This is a genomic window from Streptomyces composti, from assembly GCF_012034205.1.
Taxonomy (GTDB): Bacteria; Actinomycetota; Actinomycetes; order Streptomycetales; family Streptomycetaceae; genus Streptomyces; species Streptomyces composti.
Window position 1 is genome coordinate 148555 of sequence record NZ_JAATEM010000007.1, and the last position, 15004, is coordinate 163558.

The window sequence follows — 15004 nt, forward strand, 5'->3', positions numbered from 1 at the left end:
ACCGGGCGTGTCACGTCTCTTCCCTCCTCGAGGTCCCCGGCGCACCGTGACCGCCATCTGGCGAGGCGTCAGAAGCCAGGAAGGCAGGGGACCGTGTCGTACCGGAACCGGACCGCCGCCCTCGCGTCCGCCGTCGTTCTGGCCGGGTCCACGGTGCTGCTGACCGCTCCCGCCGTGCAGGCGGAGGTCGTCGACGTCGACCACCCGCGCAAGACGCCGATCGGAGACAAGAGCGCGGTCTCTCCCATCGAACGTCGAGGCGGGACGCAGCGGCAGCGGTCACCGCGTCACCATGTCCTGGCAGAAGGGCGTCTCCTCCGGCCCCTTGGGACTGGGCGGGGGCGCGCGGACCCTCGCTCTCCTGACGGTCCCCGTCGCCCTCTGCCGGGCGGCCATGGCCGTGCTGGAGCGGGGCCGGCCGCACAGGAAGGGCCCTCGCACCCGGTGGGTGCGAGGGCCCCGCGTCACAGCGCGTGCGGCGTCAGCGGACGTCGCCCATCAGCGCCTTGACCTTCTTGCGGTACATCCACACCGCGGCACCGGCGACCACGGCCAGCGTCGCCTCCAGGGCGACGATGCCCATCTTGTTCAGGTCGACGCCGGCGATGGACAGCAGACCCGTGGTGGCGTCACCGGCGGTGACCGCCAGGAACCAGACGCCCATCATCTGCGAGGCGTACTTCACCGGGGCCATCTTCGTGGTGACCGACAGGCCGACCGGCGACAGCAGCAGCTCACCGACGGTCTGGGTGAAGTAGATCGCCACCAGCCACATCGCCGCGGCCTTGTGGCCGCCGTCCGCGATGGACAGCGGAGCGAGGAACAGGAAGAAGGACGCACCGACCAGCACCAGACCGGAGGCGAACTTCACGATGGTGCTCGGCTCCTTGCCCCGCCGGTTCAGCGCCAGCCAGAACCAGGCGAAGACCGGGGCCAGCGCCATGATCAGGACCGGGTTGACCGACTGGTACCAGGAGACCGGGAACTCCCAGCCCAGGACGCTGTTCTCGGCCGAGGAGTCGGCGAAGATCGACAGGGTCGAGCCGCCCTGGTCGTAGATCATCCAGAACACGGCGGCGGCGACGAAGAACCAGATGTACGCGGACATCTTCGACTGCTCGGCGGTGTCCAGGGACTTGTCGCGCTTGATGCGGGTGAGCACCATCACCGGCACGATCACGCCGAGCAGCGTCAGCGGGACCAGCACCCAGTTCAGCGTGTAGTGGCCGGTGAAGCCGACGATCGCGTAGAACACGGCGGCGACGACGGCCCAGAAGGCGGCCTTGCGCAGCGTGGTGCTCTTCTCCTCGGCCGACAGCGGCTTCGGCACGACGCTGGACTGCGCGGCCAGGTGACGGCTGCCGAGCAGGAACTGGGCGACACCCAGACCCATGCCGAGCGCGGCCAGGGCGAAGCCCAGGTGCCAGTTCACGTTCTCGCCGACGGTGCCGATGATCAGCGGCGCGCCGAAGGCACCGAGGTTGATGCCCATGTAGAAGACGGTGAAGCCACCGTCGCGGCGCGGGTCGTCCGGACCGTGGTAGAGCTGGCCGACCATCGTGGAGATGTTGGCCTTCAGCAGACCCGAGCCGATGGCGACCAGGCCGAGACCGGCGTAGAAGGTGCCGGAGGAGGGCAGGGCCAGCGTGAGGTGGCCCAGCATGATGATGCCGCCCGCGACGGCGACGGTCTTGCGCGGACCCCACACGCGGTCGCCGAACCAGCCGCCCGGCATCGTGAGCAGGTACACCAGCGACAGGTACACCGAGTAGATCGCGGTCGCCGTGCCGGCGCTGAGACCCAGGCCGCCCGGAGCGACGAGGTACAGCGGGAGCAGGGCGCGCATGCCGTAGTAGGAGAAGCGCTCCCACATCTCGGTCATGAAGAGGGTGGCCAGTCCGCGGGGGTGGCCGAAGAAGGTCTTCTCGGAGCCGGGGGTGCCCGGGGTGACCGAGTCCTTCGTCAGGCTGGACGCCATGGTGGTTCCTTGTTGGTCGGGACGCGTCGCGCGAGCGTGTACGCGCCCGGTGGGGGGCGGCGGCCGGCACCGGCGGGCCCTGCCGTCCCATCCCACGCCCGAGGGAGGTCCGCTCCGGATCGCGGAGCGGCGGACGGCGACCACCGGGATCCACGCCCTTCCCGCGCGGCGATGCGCGGACCGGGCCCGGCCACAGGTCATTCCTTCCGGGGCCGGCCGGAAGCCGGCCCGCACACAAAAGAGACCTTCAGCGATGAATTCCGCCAAAGGTCCCCGCGGTGCAACAGGCGTTGACTCACCATACGTCAGGACACTGCCTGGTATGGAAGGGTTTGAGACACGGATCACAGGTTTCCCCGGAACCGCGCTCGCGTGTTCGAAGGTCCTCCCAGGATTGCACCCCCGTCTCGAAGGCGGAACGGAGGGGTCCAGACCACTCGTCGTCCTGTGCCGCCGAGGTGAGAATCCGGTGAGCAAGCGGTAAGAAGCGAGCCCGCCGATCACACCCCGGGCCGCATCGCGGCGGGACTACCATCACTGCATGACCCGTGTACTGCTCGCCGAGGACGACGCCTCCATCTCGGAACCGCTGGCCCGGGCCCTGCGCCGCGAGGGCTACGAGGTCGAGGTGCGCGAGGACGGCCCCAGCACGCTCGACGCCGGAATGCAGGGCGGCGTCGACCTGGTGGTGCTGGACCTGGGACTGCCCGGCATGGACGGCCTGGAGGTCGCCCGGCGCCTGCGCTCCGACGGACACACGGTTCCCATCCTGATCCTGACCGCCCGCGCCGACGAGGTGGACACCGTCGTCGGCCTGGACGCGGGAGCCGACGACTACGTCACCAAGCCGTTCCGGCTCGCCGAGCTGCTGGCCCGGGTGCGGGCCCTGCTGCGCCGCGGCGCGGCCGAGCCGCAGCAGCCGCCCGCCACGCACGGCGTGCGCATCGACGTGGAGTCGCACCGGGCGTGGATGGGCGACGAGGAGCTGCAGCTCACCGCCAAGGAGTTCGACCTGCTGCGGGTGCTGGTCCGGGACGCCGGCCGGGTGGTCACCCGCGACCAGCTGATGCGCGAGGTGTGGGACACCACCTGGTGGTCGTCGACCAAGACCCTCGACATGCACATCTCCTGGCTCCGCAAGAAGCTCGGCGACGACGCGGCCAACCCCCGCTACATCGCCACCGTGCGCGGCGTGGGCTTCCGCTTCGAGAAGAACTGACCGAGAGGACTGCCGGCCCCGCGAGGGCCGGCAGTGGGTAAGAGGACATGCGCCGCCGCCTGATCCAGTCCACGCTCGCCGTGGTGCTCGTCGTGATCGCCGTGTTCGGGGTCTCCCTGGTGATCGTCGAGACGCGCACCATCAGCGAGAGCGCCCGCGAGCGGGTGCGCTCCGAGGCGGTCCGGCTGGCCAGCATCGTCGACAGCCGGCTGATCGTGGACGAGCAGGTCACGGCCGAGATCCTCAGCGGCCAGATCACCGGTGACCGCTACGCCGTCATCAAGATCCCCGGCCGGCCGGCCATAGAGGTCGGCGACAAGCCGGAGGGCGACGTGATCAGCGCCACCGCTCCCGGCGAGGAGGGCGAGACGGTCACCGTGCAGGAGCCGCGCTCCTCGGTGACCCAGGAGGTCGCCCGCACGCTGCTGATCATCGGCCTGGTGGCGCTGCTCGCGGTGATCGCCGCGGTGCTCCTCGCCGTCCGCCAGGCCAACCGGCTCGCCTCCCCGCTGACCGACCTCGCCGAGACCGCCGAACGGCTGGGCTCCGGCGACCCGCGCCCGCGCCACCGCCGCTACGGGGTGCCCGAGCTGGACCGGGTCGCCGATGTGCTGGACTCCTCCGCCGAACGCATCGCCCGCATGCTCACCGCCGAGCGGCGCCTGGCCGCCGACGCCTCCCACCAGCTGCGCACCCCGCTGACCGCGCTGTCCATGCGGCTGGAGGAGATCACCCTCACCGACGACCTGGCGACGGTGAAGGAGGAGGCCACCATCGCGCTGACCCAGGTGGAGCGGCTGACGGACGTGGTGGAGCGGCTGCTGACCAACTCCCGGGACCCGCGCACCGGCTCCGCGGTCACCTTCGAGCTCGACGAGGTGATCCAGCAGCAGCTCGCCGAGTGGCGCCCCGCCTACCGCAGCGCGGGCCGCGCGATCGTCAGCTCGGGCAAGCGCAATCTGCGGGCGGTCGGAACCCCGGGCGCGGTGGCGCAGGTGCTGGCCGCGCTGATCGAGAACTCGCTGATGCACGGCGGCGGCACGGTCGCCCTGCGCACCCGGGTCACCGGCAACCAGGTCGTCGTCGAGGTCACCGACGAGGGCCCCGGCGTCCCCGAGGAACTCGGCGCCCGCATCTTCGAGCGGGCGATCAGCGGCCGCAACTCCACCGGCATCGGCCTGGCGGTCGCCAGGGATCTGGCGGAGGCGGACGGTGGCCGGCTCGAGATGCTCCAGGCCAAGCCCCCGGTCTTCGGTCTGTTCCTCTCCCGCACCCCGCCGCAGAAGTCCGATGACGCGGACCGGCAGACGGTCCGCTGAGCCGGCACCGGACTTCGCTGAGCCGGAAGGAGAGGCGGGCGCCTACGGAACGCGCTGCTCCGCGCGGCCGGGCCGTCCCGCTCCGTGTACGACCGGAGGCCCGGTCACCGGCTCACGCACCGGCAGGGCGCGGAACACCCAGGTGCGGTAGGACCAGAAGCGGAACAGGGTGGCGATGCCGATGCCGAGGAACTTGAAGATGTTGCTCTGCAGCCGGCTGTCCCAGCCGAAGCCGTAGGTCGCCGTGTAGAGGACACCGTTCTCGATCACCAGGCCGATCACGCTGAACACCAGGAACAGCGACATCTCCCGGGTCCGCCCGGACTTGTCCCGGTCGCGGTAGGTGAAGTAGCGGAAGCCCAGGTAGTTGAAGATGATCGCGACGACGGTGGCGATCACGCTCGCCCGCACCACCTGCAGGTCGGTGACCGCACGGACCAGGTTGAACACACCCAGGTTCACCAGCAGGCCGGCGCCGCCGACCGCGCCGAACCGGGCGACCTCCTGAAAGAGCCGCCGGAGCCCCGAGGAGCCGAGTTCCATCGCCTAGAGGCTCCTGTCCGTCGGTGTCCGTCAACCCAGCCATGCTAACCACCCGTCCTCGCGATCTTCCTGCGGACGGCTGCCGGGGCCGCAAGGCGTCCCGCGGGGCGGGCGGGAAATCGGCCACCCTGCCGCGGCCGATACCCTGGGGGCGTGACGTTCCCGGTAGTCGGCATGGTCGGCGGTGGCCAGCTCGCTCGTATGACCCACGAGGCGGGCATCCCGCTCGGCATCAGATTCAAGCTCCTCAGTGACACCCCGCAGGACTCGGCGGCGCAGGTGGTCGGTGATGTCGTCGTCGGCGACTACCGCGACCTGGACACGCTGCGCGACTTCGCGCGCGGCTGCGACGTGATCACCTTCGACCACGAGCACGTGCCCACCGAGCACCTCAGAGCCCTGGAGGCCGAGGGCATCCCCGTCCGGCCCGGCCCCGACGCGCTGGTGCACGCCCAGGACAAGGGCGTGATGCGGGCGAGGCTCGACGCCATCGGCATCCCCTGCCCGCGGCACCGCATCGTCTCCGACCCCGCCGACGTGGCCGCCTTCGCGGCGGAGGGCGAGGGCTTCCCCGTCGTCCTCAAGACCGTCCGCGGAGGCTACGACGGCAAGGGCGTGTGGGTGGTCGGCTCCGCCGAGGAGGCCGCCGAGCCGTTCCGGGCCGGCGTGCCGGTGCTCGCCGAGGAGAAGGTCGACTTCGTGCGCGAGCTGGCCGCCAACGTGGTCCGCTCCCCGCACGGGCAGGCCGTCGCCTACCCGGTGGTGGAGTCCCGGCAGGTCGACGGCGTCTGCGACACCGTGATCGCCCCGGCTCCCGGCCTGGACGAGGCACTGGCGCTTCAGGCCGAGCGGATGGCGCTGACCATCGCCAAGGAACTGGGCGTCGTCGGACACCTCGCGGTGGAGCTGTTCCAGACCCGCGACGGCCGCGTCCTCGTCAACGAGCTGGCGATGCGCCCGCACAACTCCGGTCACTGGACCATGGACGGCGCGATCACCAGCCAGTTCGCCAACCATGTCCGCGCCGTGCTCGACCTTCCGCTCGGCGACCCCCGGCCGCGCGCCAGGTGGACGGTGATGGTCAACGTCCTCGGCGGCGACTTCCCGGACATGTACTCCGCGTACCTGCACTGCATGGCCCGCGACCCCGAGCTGCAGATCCACATGTACGGCAAGGACGTGAAGCCGGGCCGCAAGGTGGGCCACGTCAACACCTACGGCGACGACCTGGACGAGGTGCTGGAGCGCGCCCGTCACGCAGCCGGTTATCTGAGAGGGACGATCACCGAATGAGCCCTGCCCACCCGTCGCCCGATCACGACCCCGCAACGGGCGCCGACGCGCGCCCCCTTCCCCGGGTGGGCGTCGTCATGGGGTCGGACTCCGACTGGCCCGTGATGGAGGCGGCCGCCCAGGCCCTCGACGAGTTCGAGATCGAGTACGAGGTCGACGTCGTCTCCGCGCACCGCATGCCCCGCGAGATGATCGCCTACGGGGAGCAGGCGGCCGATTGCGGACTGAAGGTGATCATCGCCGGCGCCGGCGGTGCCGCCCACCTGCCCGGCATGCTCGCCTCGGTCACCCCGCTGCCGGTCATCGGCGTTCCGGTGCCGCTGAAGCACCTCGACGGCATGGACAGCCTGCTGTCCATCGTGCAGATGCCGGCCGGTGTCCCCGTCGCCACCGTCTCCGTGGGCGGCGCCCGCAACGCCGGACTGCTCGCGGCCCGCATCCTCGCCGCGCACGACGAGGACCTCCTCGGCCGCATGCGGGAGTTCCAGCAGGAGCTGAACGACCAGGCCACCGAGAAGGGCAAGCGCCTGCGCGCCCGGACCGAGGGCACCGCCGGCTTCGGCTTCGGGAAGTGAGGCGCGTGACCGCCCTGGACGACGCCCGCGCCCTGCTCGCCGAGTTCCCCGTGGCCGACGGGCACAACGACCTGCCGTGGGCGCTGCGCCACACCGGCTACGACCTCGACGCCCGCGACCTCACCGCCGACCAGTCCGCCCACCAGCACACGGACCTGCCCCGGCTGCGCTCGGGCGGGGTCGGCGCCCAGTTCTGGTCGGTGTACGTCCCCTCCGACCTGCCGGACCCGGTGCCCGCGACGCTGGAGCAGATCGACTGCGTACGGCAGTTGATCGAGCGGTATCCGAAGGAGCTGGCGCCCGCGCTGACCGCCGCCGACATGGAGGCCGCACGCGGCGAGGGCCGCATCGCCTCCCTGATGGGCGCGGAGGGCGGCCACTGCATCGCCAACTCCCTCGGCACGCTGCGCGGCCTGTACGCCCTGGGCGTCCGCTATCTGACGCTCACCCACAACCACAACGTGGACTGGGCGGACTCGGCGACCGACGAGCCCCGCGCGGGCGGCCTGACCGCCTTCGGGCGCGAGGTGGTGCGGGAGATGAACCGGCTCGGCATGCTGGTCGACCTCTCGCACGTCGCGGCGACGACCATGCGGGACGCGCTCGACGCCAGCGAGGCGCCGGTGCTCTTCTCGCACTCCTCCGCCCGCGCCGTCTGCGACCATCCGCGCAACATCCCCGACGACGTGCTGGAGCGGCTGCCCGCCAACGGCGGTGTCGCCATGGTGACGTTCGTGCCGAAGTTCGTCCTGCAGGCGGCCGTCGACTGGACCGCCGCGGCCGACGAGAACCTGCGCGCCCACGGCTTCCACCACCTCGACACCAGCCCCGAGGCGATGAAGGTGCACGCGGCGTTCGAGGAACGCAACCCGCGCCCGGTCGCCACCGCGGCCACGGTCGCCGACCACCTGGACCACATGCGCGAGGTCGCAGGCATCGACCACCTCGGCATCGGCGGCGACTACGACGGCACCGCCTTCACCCCCGACGGACTGCGTGACGTCTCCGGCTACCCGAACCTCATCGCCGAGCTTCTCCAGCGGGGCTGGTCGAAGGCCGATCTCGCCAAGCTGACCTGGAAGAACGCGGTCCGGGTGCTGGGCGACGCGGAGGACGTGGCCCGCTCCCTGCGGGCGGTGCGCCCACCGTCCAACGCCACCCTGGAGGCTCTCGACGGCGGGCGGTGAGACGGGGCGGCCCGGTCCGTCCGGGTGGTACCCCGAACGCGCCGTCCACCAGGAAGCGACCCGGCACTCCGTGCGACGGTGACCCTGTTTGGATCACCACCGAGGTCACCACGTACGGAGCCCGCCATGGCCGATCTCCAGGACGACCTGTACCCGGCCGGCGAGGTCGGCCGCGTCGACGAGCTGACCGAGCCGTACCCCGCCGAGGCCGTCGTCGTCCCGTCCGAGCCGTACCAGCCGGTCTCCGACCCCGACGACGCGCCCCTGACCCGGGCCCGCGCCGTTCTGGCCGCGCACCCGGTGGCCGACGGCTACAGCGGACTGCCCTCGGCGCTGCGGCGGCTGCCCTACTACGACCTCGACCTGGGGGAGAGCGCCGTCGACACGGACGTCCCCCGGCTGCGCGAGGGGCAGGTCGGCGCGGTGTTCTGGTCGCTGCACCTGCCCGAGGGACCCGGCGCGCCGCGGGGCGATGACGCGGTCACCGCGACGCTGGACCAGCTGGACCTGGCGAAGGGCGTGGTCGCCGCGCACGCGGACGGGCTGCGCCCGGCCCGCACCGCGGGGCAGGTCACCGACGCCCGCAACTGCGGCCGGGTCGCCGTGCTGTTCGGGCCCGCCCCGGCGGCCGCGCTCGGCGACTCCCTCGGCGTGCTGCGCTCCCTGCACACCCTCGGCCTGCGCGTGCTCACCCTGACCGGCACCAGCTGGGCGAGCGCGGCCGGTCTCACCCGGTTCGGCGAGGAGGTGGTGCGCGAGATGAACCGCGTCGGCATGATCGCCGACCTCTCCTACGCCTCCAGCGAGACCGTCCGGCGGGTGCTGACCGTGTCCAAGGCACCGGTGCTGTTCAGTCGCTCCGCCGCCCGCACCCTGCGCCCCCACCCGGCCAACCTGACGGACGACCTGCTGGCCGCCGTCGGCGAGGCGCGGGGCCTGGTGGCGGTGCCGCTGACCGCCGAGCAGACCGGACCGACGGTACGGGACGTCGCCGACCACCTGGACCATGTGCGCTCCCTCGCCGGCCCCGAGTGCGTCGGCCTCTCCGGCACCTACGACACCGGCAGTGCCCACCCCCAGGAGCTCAACGACACCTCCTGCTATCCGAGGCTCATCGCCGAACTGCTGCGCCGCGGCTGGGAGGAGTCCGAGGTGGCCCTGCTGACCTGGGGCAACGTCCAGCGCCTTCTGCGCGGCGCCGACTTCACGGCCCGCGCGGCGCAGCAGCGCCGCCCCCCGTCCACGGCCACCATCACCGACCTGGACGGGTGAGGCGCCCGAGGCGCCCGCCGGTCACGGCTCCTCGATCCGGCACAGACAGAAGGGGTGTCCCGCCGGGTCGGCGTAGACCCGGAAGCCCTTGCGCTCGTCGTCCTCCCGGTCGAGCACTCGCGCCCCCAGCGCCAGGACCTGCTCCTCGGCCGCGTCCACCTCGGCCCAGGTGCCCCCGGCATCGAAGTCGAGGTGGAACTGCTGCGAGTCGTGGTCGGCATGCGGCCACTGGGGCGGGGCGTACCCCGGTGCCCGCTGGAAGGCGAGCCGCGGACCGTCCGGCACCTTCAGCACCACCCAGTCCGGGCTCTCCTCCACCGGTGTGCCACCGGCGACGGCCGCGTAGAAGCGGGCCAGCTCACCCGGCTCGGGGCAGTCGAGCACGACGGAACGCACTGCGGCGACGGCGGTCATGGTGCCTCCCTGGAACGGGTGCGGTCAGCAGGCGCAGAGGCAGAACGGGTGCCCGGCCGGGTCGGCGTAAACCCGCCAGCCGCGCGAGCGGTCCTCCGTCTCCAGCGGCTTCGCGCCGAGCGCCAGCACCCGCTTCTCGGCCGTGTCCAGGTCCTCCACGCTCAGGTCCAGGTGGAACTGCTGCGAGTGCTCGGGCGACGGCCATTGCGGCGGCACATGGCCAGGGGCCGCCTGGAAGGCGAGGGCCGGGCCGCCGGGCACCTCCAGATCCACCCAGTCCTCCTCCTGCTGCGGCGTGCCGCCCAGCACCTCGGCGTAGAAGCGGGCCAGTGCCATCGGGTCGGGACAGTCCAGGACGACGGAACCCACCTTGGCCACGGACATGGATCCTCCTCGGTCACCCGCATGGTTACCTGTTCAATCCGTTAACCGGTAACGGTTACCCCATGCTGCCCCATGGGGGGGTAACGTCGCAACCATGAGTGAGAGATCGCCCGCACCCGGGGGTCTGGCCCTGATCGAGGCCCTGGTCAACACGGTCGACCTGGAGAGCGGTGCCGACTCGCTCGACACGGAGGAGGGCCGCACCCGCTTCGGGCTGACCGAGGACGCGCTGCCCGCGGCCCGCCGGCTGCGGGAGTCGCTGCGCGCCACCCTGCTCGCCCACGCCGGGCATCCGCCGCACCGCCCGGTGACTCCGCTCGGCGAGCTGCTCGCCGAGGCGCCCCTGGTGGTCACCGTCGATCCGGCCGACGGCGCCGCCGCCCTCGCCCCGGTGGAGGGCGGCTCGCTGCTCTCCCGGGTGGCCGCGGCCGTGGCCGAGGCGGTCACCGCGGGCACCTGGTCCCGGCTGAAGGCCTGTGAGGCCGCCGACTGCCACTGGGCCTACTACGACCGCAGCCCCGCCGGGCGCGGCCGGTGGTGCTCGATGCAGGTCTGCGGAGCCCGCGCCAAGATGCGCCGCTACCGGGCGAACACGGCCGGGCAAAAGGGTTCCGCAGGGAGCAGGAAGGGGCCGTGAGGGGCGCGAGCGGGGCGGGGAAGTCCCCGGGAGCCTTCACCCGATCCGCGGGGCGTGGTGCAGAATGCAACAAGACGCCGGTTCGGCCGACTGAGCCTCGGCCGAACCGGCGTCACCCGGTCCCGGGAGTCCGCGGGGTCGTCCCGCGGGAGTCCGGGGGAGCCCGCGGGGGCCTCACGCGGGAGTCCGGGGGAGCCCGCGGGGGCCTCACGCGGGTGCGGCCCGCGGGGGCTCAGCCGCCTTCAGGCGGTGGGCCGCCCCATCGCCCGGTAGCGCCAGCCCGCCTTGCGCCACACCTCCGGGTCCAGCGCATTGCGCCCGTCGAGGATCAGCCGCTCGGCCACCACCTCGCCCAGCTGCGCCGGGTCCAGCTCGCGGAACTCGCGCCACTCCGTCAGATGCAGCACCACATCGGCGCCCCGCACCGCCTCGAGCGCCGAGCCGGCGTACCCGAGGGTGGGGAAGATGCGCCGGGCGTTGTCCATGCCCTTCGGGTCGTAGACCGTGACCTGGCCGCCCTGCAGATGGATCTGCCCGGCCACGTTCAGGGCCGGCGAGTCCCGGACGTCGTCCGAGTCGGGCTTGAAGGTCGCGCCGAGCACCGCCACCCGCTTGCCCAGGAAGGGACCGCCGCCCAGCGCCTGGCGGGTCAGCTCCACCATCCGGCCGCGCTGGCGCATGTTGATCGAGTCGATCTCCCGCAGAAAGGTCAGCGCCTGATCCGCGCCCAGCTCACCGGCGCGCGCCATGAAGGCCCTGATGTCCTTCGGCAGGCAGCCGCCGCCGAAGCCGATGCCGGCGCGCAGGAACTTCCTGCCGATCCGGTCGTCGTAGCCGATGGCCTCCGCCAGCTTGGCCACGTCGCCGCCCGCGGTCTCGCACACCTCGGCCATGGCGTTGATGAAGGAGATCTTGGTGGCCAGGAAGGAGTTCGCCGAGGTCTTGACCAGTTCGGCGGTGGGGAAGTCGGTGACGACGAACGGCGAGCCCTCCGCGATCGGCGTGGCGTACACCTCGCGCAGCAGCTTCTCGGCCCGCTCGCTCCGCACGCCCACCACGATCCGGTCCGGGTGGAGGGTGTCCTCGACGGCGAAGCCCTCGCGCAGGAACTCCGGGTTCCAGGCCAGTTCGGCGTCCTCGCCGGCCGGGGCGTGCTCCGCCAGATAGGCGGCCAGCCGGTCGGCCGAGCCGACCGGCACCGTCGACTTGCCCACCACCAGCGCCGGCCGCTTCAGATGCGGGGCCAGCGAGGCGATCGCGGAGTCGACGTAGGACATGTCGCAGGCGTACTCGCCGTGCCGCTGCGGCGTGTTCACGCACACGAAGTGCACGTCACCGAACTCGCCGGCCTCGGCGAAGTCCATGGTGAAGCGCAGCCGCCCGGTGGAGCCCTCCAGCCCGGCGACGTGCCGGCGCAGCAGCTCCTCCAGCCCCGGCTCGTACATGGGCACCTCGCCCCGGCGCAGCTTGTCGATCTTCTCCGGGACGACGTCGAGGCCCAGCACCTCGAAGCCCAGCTCCGCCATGGCCGCCGCGTGCGTCGCGCCGAGATAACCGGTGCCGATCACGGTGATCTTGAGGGCCATGGGGGTGCTCCAGGGGTATACGGCAAGAAGTGCGGGCCCGAGCATAACCGGGGCACCCGTGCGGTCCGTGCGGCCGCTGCGGGGCGCTGTCGTCAAGCTCACCTATCCACGCACGCGGTCCGAGCTTAAAATTTGAGTTACTTAACGGTAGTTAGCGCCAGCATCACAGCGTTTTGGAGCGTGAGAGACCTTGGCCGGATCGGCTGACTTCGACCTGTACCGCCCGTCCGAGGAGCACGACATGCTCCGCGACGCCGTCCGCGCACTGGCCGAGGCGAAGATCGCGCCGCACGCCGCCGCCGTGGACGAGGAGGCCCGCTTCCCGCAGGAGGCCCTCGACGCGCTGGTCGCCAATGACCTGCACGCCGTCCACGTCCCCGAGCAGTACGGCGGCGCCGGCGCCGACGCGCTCGCCACCGTCATCGTGATCGAGGAGGTCGCCCGCGTCTGCGCCTCCTCCTCGCTGATCCCCGCGGTGAACAAGCTCGGCTCCCTGCCGGTGCTCCTGTCCGGCTCCGAGGAGCTGAAGAAGCGGTACATGACCCCGCTCGCCAAGGGCGACGCGATGTTCTCCTACTGCCTCTCCGAGCCCGACGCCGGCTCGGACGCGGCCGGCATGAAGACCCGCGCCGTCCGCGACGGCGACCACTACGTGCTCAACGGCGTCAAGCGCTGGATCACCAACGCGGGCGTCTCCGAGTACTACACGGTCATGGCGGTCACCGACCCGGACAAGCGCTCCAAGGGCATCTCCGCCTTCGTCGTGGAGAAGTCCGACGAGGGCGTCTCCTTCGGCGCCCCGGAGAAGAAGCTCGGCATCAAGGGCTCCCCGACCCGCGAGGTCTATCTGGACAACGTCCGCATCCCCGCCGACCGCATGATCGGCGAGGAGGGCACCGGCTTCGCCACGGCGATGAAGACGCTGGACCACACCCGCATCACCATCGCCGCCCAGGCCCTCGGCATCGCCCAGGGCGCCCTCGACTACGCCAAGGGCTACGTCAAGGAGCGCAAGCAGTTCGGCAAGCCGATCGCCGACTTCCAGGGCATCCAGTTCATGCTCGCGGACATGTCGATGAAGATCTCGGCGGCCCGTGCCCTGACCTACCAGGCCGCCGCGGCCTCCGAGCGCGGCGACGCCGACCTCACCTACCTCGGCGCCGCCGCCAAGTGCTTCGCCTCCGACGTGGCCATGGAGGTCACCACCGACGCGGTCCAGCTCCTCGGCGGCTACGGCTACACCCGCGACTACCCGGTGGAGCGCATGATGCGCGACGCCAAGATCACCCAGATCTACGAGGGCACCAACCAGGTCCAGCGGATCGTCATGGCCCGCAACCTGCCGTAACACCGGGGGGCACACGACACGGAAGAAGGGCGCTCGGAGCACCGAGCGCCCTTCTTCGCCGTCTCGTCCGTCCCGCGTCCGTCCCGCGTCCGTCGCGCGCGGCTCAGGCAGCCTGGGCGCGGTCCGGCTTGACCGCCGGGCGGCGGGAGGCGATGACCTTCCTCGCCAGGGAGCGCGGGCTGGTCAGGAAGCCCCAGCCCCACGACATGTGCATGGTCGCCAGCGCCACCGGGATCTGCAGCCGCGCCTTCAGCGGCAAGCCCTTCCCGGCCGGGATCGAGCCCAGCACGATCGCCGCGAGATAGCCGCCGGGCACCACGAACCCCCACGGGGTGAGCAGCGCGCCCAGCAGGGTCCCGGCCGCGATCGCGCACACGGCGGCCGGCGGGGCCAGGTAGCGCAGGTTGATGGACCCGGAGTGGTAGCGGGCCACCACGTGCCGCCAGCGCCCGTAGTCCTTGTACTGCTTGGCCAGTGCCCGCACGTTCGGCCGGGGCCGGTAGGACACCTTCAGCTCCGGCGAGAACCAGATCAGCCCGCCCGCCTCACGGATGCGGTAGTTCAGCTCCCAGTCCTGGGCGCGGATGAACTCCTCGTTGTAGCCGCCCTGCTGCTCCAGCGCCTCGCGCCGGAACACACCCAGATACACCGTCTCGGCCGGACCGGCCTCGCCGCCGGTGTGGAAGGCGGCGTTGCCGACCCCTATCCGCGAGGTCATGGCGGCGGCGACCGCGTGCTCCCAGTCGTTCTCGCCCTCGGCGTGCATGATGCCGCCGACGTTCTGCGCGCCGGTCTCCTCGAGCAGCCGGACCGCGGTGGCGATGTAGTTCGGCGAGAGCATCCCGTGCCCGTCGACGCGGACCACGATCGGATGGCGCGAGGCCCTGATCGCCGCGTTGAGGGCCGCCGGGGTGCGGCCGGTCGGGTTGGGCACGGTACGCACCCGCGGATCCTCGGCGGCGAGCTCGGCGGCGATCTCGTCCGTGCGGTCCCTGGACGGACCGAGGGCGATCACGACCTCCATCTCGCCGGCGTACTCCTGGGCGAGGATCGCGCGGACCGCGCCACGCAGATGCCGCTCCTCGTTGAGGACGGGCATGATCACGGAAACGGCCGGGGGCCGCACGTCGGGATTGGCGTTCATAGGGGCATCACGTTACCGCGAACGGGGGACACCTCCGCGCGCGCCGGGGGCGATATCCCGGGCCGGAGATCGTATCGGCCTACCGTGCTCACGATCCCGCGTACG

General features: G+C 71.8%; 14 protein-coding genes and 1 pseudogene. 9 read left to right on the forward strand and 6 right to left on the reverse strand.

Annotated features, from left to right (window positions below):
- Window positions 1–93 precede the first annotated feature (93 nt).
- Window positions 94–346, forward strand: a pseudogene (locus tag HCJ93_RS29340) (peptidase); the annotation flags it as partial.
- 135 nt (window positions 347–481) lie between these two features.
- On the opposite strand, the gene HCJ93_RS07865 reads toward HCJ93_RS29340, so the two are convergent.
- Window positions 482–1978 (reverse strand): oligopeptide:H+ symporter, encoded by a 1497-nt coding sequence (locus tag HCJ93_RS07865; protein ID WP_167992379.1) that lies wholly within the window; start codon window positions 1976–1978, stop codon window positions 482–484.
- 541 nt (window positions 1979–2519) lie between these two features.
- On the opposite strand from HCJ93_RS07865, the gene HCJ93_RS07870 reads away from it, so the two are divergent.
- Entirely contained in the window at window positions 2520–3197 is a 678-nt protein-coding gene (locus HCJ93_RS07870; protein WP_167992381.1) for a response regulator transcription factor, read from the forward strand.
- Window positions 3198–3244: 47 nt separating this feature from the next.
- Window positions 3245–4516, forward strand: a complete 1272-nt coding sequence (locus HCJ93_RS07875; protein ID WP_167992383.1) for a sensor histidine kinase — start codon at window positions 3245–3247, stop codon at window positions 4514–4516.
- 42 nt (window positions 4517–4558) lie between these two features.
- Here HCJ93_RS07875 and HCJ93_RS07880 read toward each other — a convergent pair whose 3' ends face one another.
- On the reverse strand, window positions 4559–5059 hold the full coding sequence (locus HCJ93_RS07880; RefSeq protein WP_240967491.1) for a GtrA family protein: 501 nt from the start codon (window positions 5057–5059) through the stop codon (window positions 4559–4561).
- A gap of 153 nt (window positions 5060–5212) precedes the next feature.
- Between HCJ93_RS07880 and HCJ93_RS07885 the strand changes: the two genes are divergently transcribed.
- The 4 genes from HCJ93_RS07885 (at window position 5213) to HCJ93_RS07900 (ending at window position 9386) form a co-directional block, all read left to right on the forward strand.
- Complete coding sequence (locus HCJ93_RS07885; protein WP_167992384.1) at window positions 5213–6352, forward strand: 5-(carboxyamino)imidazole ribonucleotide synthase; 1140 nt, start codon at window positions 5213–5215, stop codon at window positions 6350–6352.
- Window positions 6349–6927: a 5-(carboxyamino)imidazole ribonucleotide mutase gene (gene purE / locus HCJ93_RS07890; protein WP_277350686.1), complete on the forward strand. Its 579-nt coding sequence runs from the start codon at window positions 6349–6351 to the stop codon at window positions 6925–6927. The genes HCJ93_RS07885 and purE overlap by 4 nt, the downstream gene beginning before the upstream one ends.
- A gap of 5 nt (window positions 6928–6932) precedes the next feature.
- Complete coding sequence (locus tag HCJ93_RS07895) at window positions 6933–8114, forward strand: dipeptidase (protein WP_167992386.1); 1182 nt, start codon at window positions 6933–6935, stop codon at window positions 8112–8114.
- Window positions 8115–8240: 126 nt separating this feature from the next.
- The gene (locus HCJ93_RS07900) at window positions 8241–9386 is read left to right on the forward strand and encodes a dipeptidase (RefSeq protein ID WP_167992387.1); all 1146 of its coding nucleotides are present in this window, start codon (window positions 8241–8243) and stop codon (window positions 9384–9386) included.
- Window positions 9387–9407: 21 nt separating this feature from the next.
- Here the strand turns inward: HCJ93_RS07900 and HCJ93_RS07905 are convergent, their stop codons facing one another.
- Together HCJ93_RS07905 and HCJ93_RS07910 are read right to left on the reverse strand one after the other, a co-directional pair.
- Window positions 9408–9800 carry a VOC family protein gene (locus HCJ93_RS07905; RefSeq protein ID WP_167992389.1) on the reverse strand — a complete coding sequence of 131 codons (393 nt, stop codon included), beginning with the start codon at window positions 9798–9800 and terminating at the stop codon, window positions 9408–9410.
- Between the two features lie 24 nt (window positions 9801–9824).
- Complete coding sequence (locus HCJ93_RS07910; RefSeq protein ID WP_167992391.1) at window positions 9825–10184, reverse strand: VOC family protein; 360 nt, start codon at window positions 10182–10184, stop codon at window positions 9825–9827.
- 94 nt (window positions 10185–10278) lie between these two features.
- On the opposite strand from HCJ93_RS07910, the gene HCJ93_RS07915 reads away from it, so the two are divergent.
- Entirely contained in the window at window positions 10279–10821 is a 543-nt protein-coding gene (locus HCJ93_RS07915; RefSeq protein ID WP_167992393.1) for a CGNR zinc finger domain-containing protein, read from the forward strand.
- A gap of 242 nt (window positions 10822–11063) precedes the next feature.
- Here the strand turns inward: HCJ93_RS07915 and HCJ93_RS07920 are convergent, their stop codons facing one another.
- The gene (locus HCJ93_RS07920) at window positions 11064–12407 is read right to left on the reverse strand and encodes a UDP-glucose dehydrogenase family protein (RefSeq protein ID WP_167992394.1); all 1344 of its coding nucleotides are present in this window, start codon (window positions 12405–12407) and stop codon (window positions 11064–11066) included.
- A gap of 190 nt (window positions 12408–12597) precedes the next feature.
- Between HCJ93_RS07920 and HCJ93_RS07925 the strand changes: the two genes are divergently transcribed.
- Complete coding sequence (locus HCJ93_RS07925; RefSeq protein ID WP_277350687.1) at window positions 12598–13755, forward strand: acyl-CoA dehydrogenase; 1158 nt, start codon at window positions 12598–12600, stop codon at window positions 13753–13755.
- Window positions 13756–13858: 103 nt separating this feature from the next.
- On the opposite strand, the gene HCJ93_RS07930 is transcribed toward HCJ93_RS07925, so the two are convergent.
- On the reverse strand, window positions 13859–14899 hold the full coding sequence (locus tag HCJ93_RS07930; protein ID WP_167992396.1) for a glycosyltransferase family 2 protein: 1041 nt from the start codon (window positions 14897–14899) through the stop codon (window positions 13859–13861).
- Window positions 14900–15004: the final 105 nt, after the last annotated feature.

What these genes read in the sequence shown, in the direction of transcription:
- HCJ93_RS07865 (WP_167992379.1), bottom strand. Translation starts at nt 1,978, where the DNA reads ATGGCGTCCAGCCTGACGAAGGACTCGGTCACCCCGGGCACCCCCGGC.
- HCJ93_RS07870 (WP_167992381.1), top strand. Translation starts at nt 2,520, where the DNA reads ATGACCCGTGTACTGCTCGCCGAGGACGACGCCTCCATCTCGGAACCG.
- HCJ93_RS07875 (WP_167992383.1), top strand. Translation starts at nt 3,245, where the DNA reads ATGCGCCGCCGCCTGATCCAGTCCACGCTCGCCGTGGTGCTCGTCGTG.
- HCJ93_RS07880 (WP_240967491.1), bottom strand. Translation starts at nt 5,059, where the DNA reads ATGGAACTCGGCTCCTCGGGGCTCCGGCGGCTCTTTCAGGAGGTCGCC.
- purE (WP_277350686.1), top strand. Translation starts at nt 6,349, where the DNA reads ATGAGCCCTGCCCACCCGTCGCCCGATCACGACCCCGCAACGGGCGCC.
- HCJ93_RS07900 (WP_167992387.1), top strand. Translation starts at nt 8,241, where the DNA reads ATGGCCGATCTCCAGGACGACCTGTACCCGGCCGGCGAGGTCGGCCGC.
- HCJ93_RS07905 (WP_167992389.1), bottom strand. Translation starts at nt 9,800, where the DNA reads ATGACCGCCGTCGCCGCAGTGCGTTCCGTCGTGCTCGACTGCCCCGAG.
- HCJ93_RS07910 (WP_167992391.1), bottom strand. Translation starts at nt 10,184, where the DNA reads ATGTCCGTGGCCAAGGTGGGTTCCGTCGTCCTGGACTGTCCCGACCCG.
- HCJ93_RS07915 (WP_167992393.1), top strand. Translation starts at nt 10,279, where the DNA reads ATGAGTGAGAGATCGCCCGCACCCGGGGGTCTGGCCCTGATCGAGGCC.
- HCJ93_RS07920 (WP_167992394.1), bottom strand. Translation starts at nt 12,407, where the DNA reads ATGGCCCTCAAGATCACCGTGATCGGCACCGGTTATCTCGGCGCGACG.
- HCJ93_RS07930 (WP_167992396.1), bottom strand. Translation starts at nt 14,899, where the DNA reads ATGAACGCCAATCCCGACGTGCGGCCCCCGGCCGTTTCCGTGATCATG.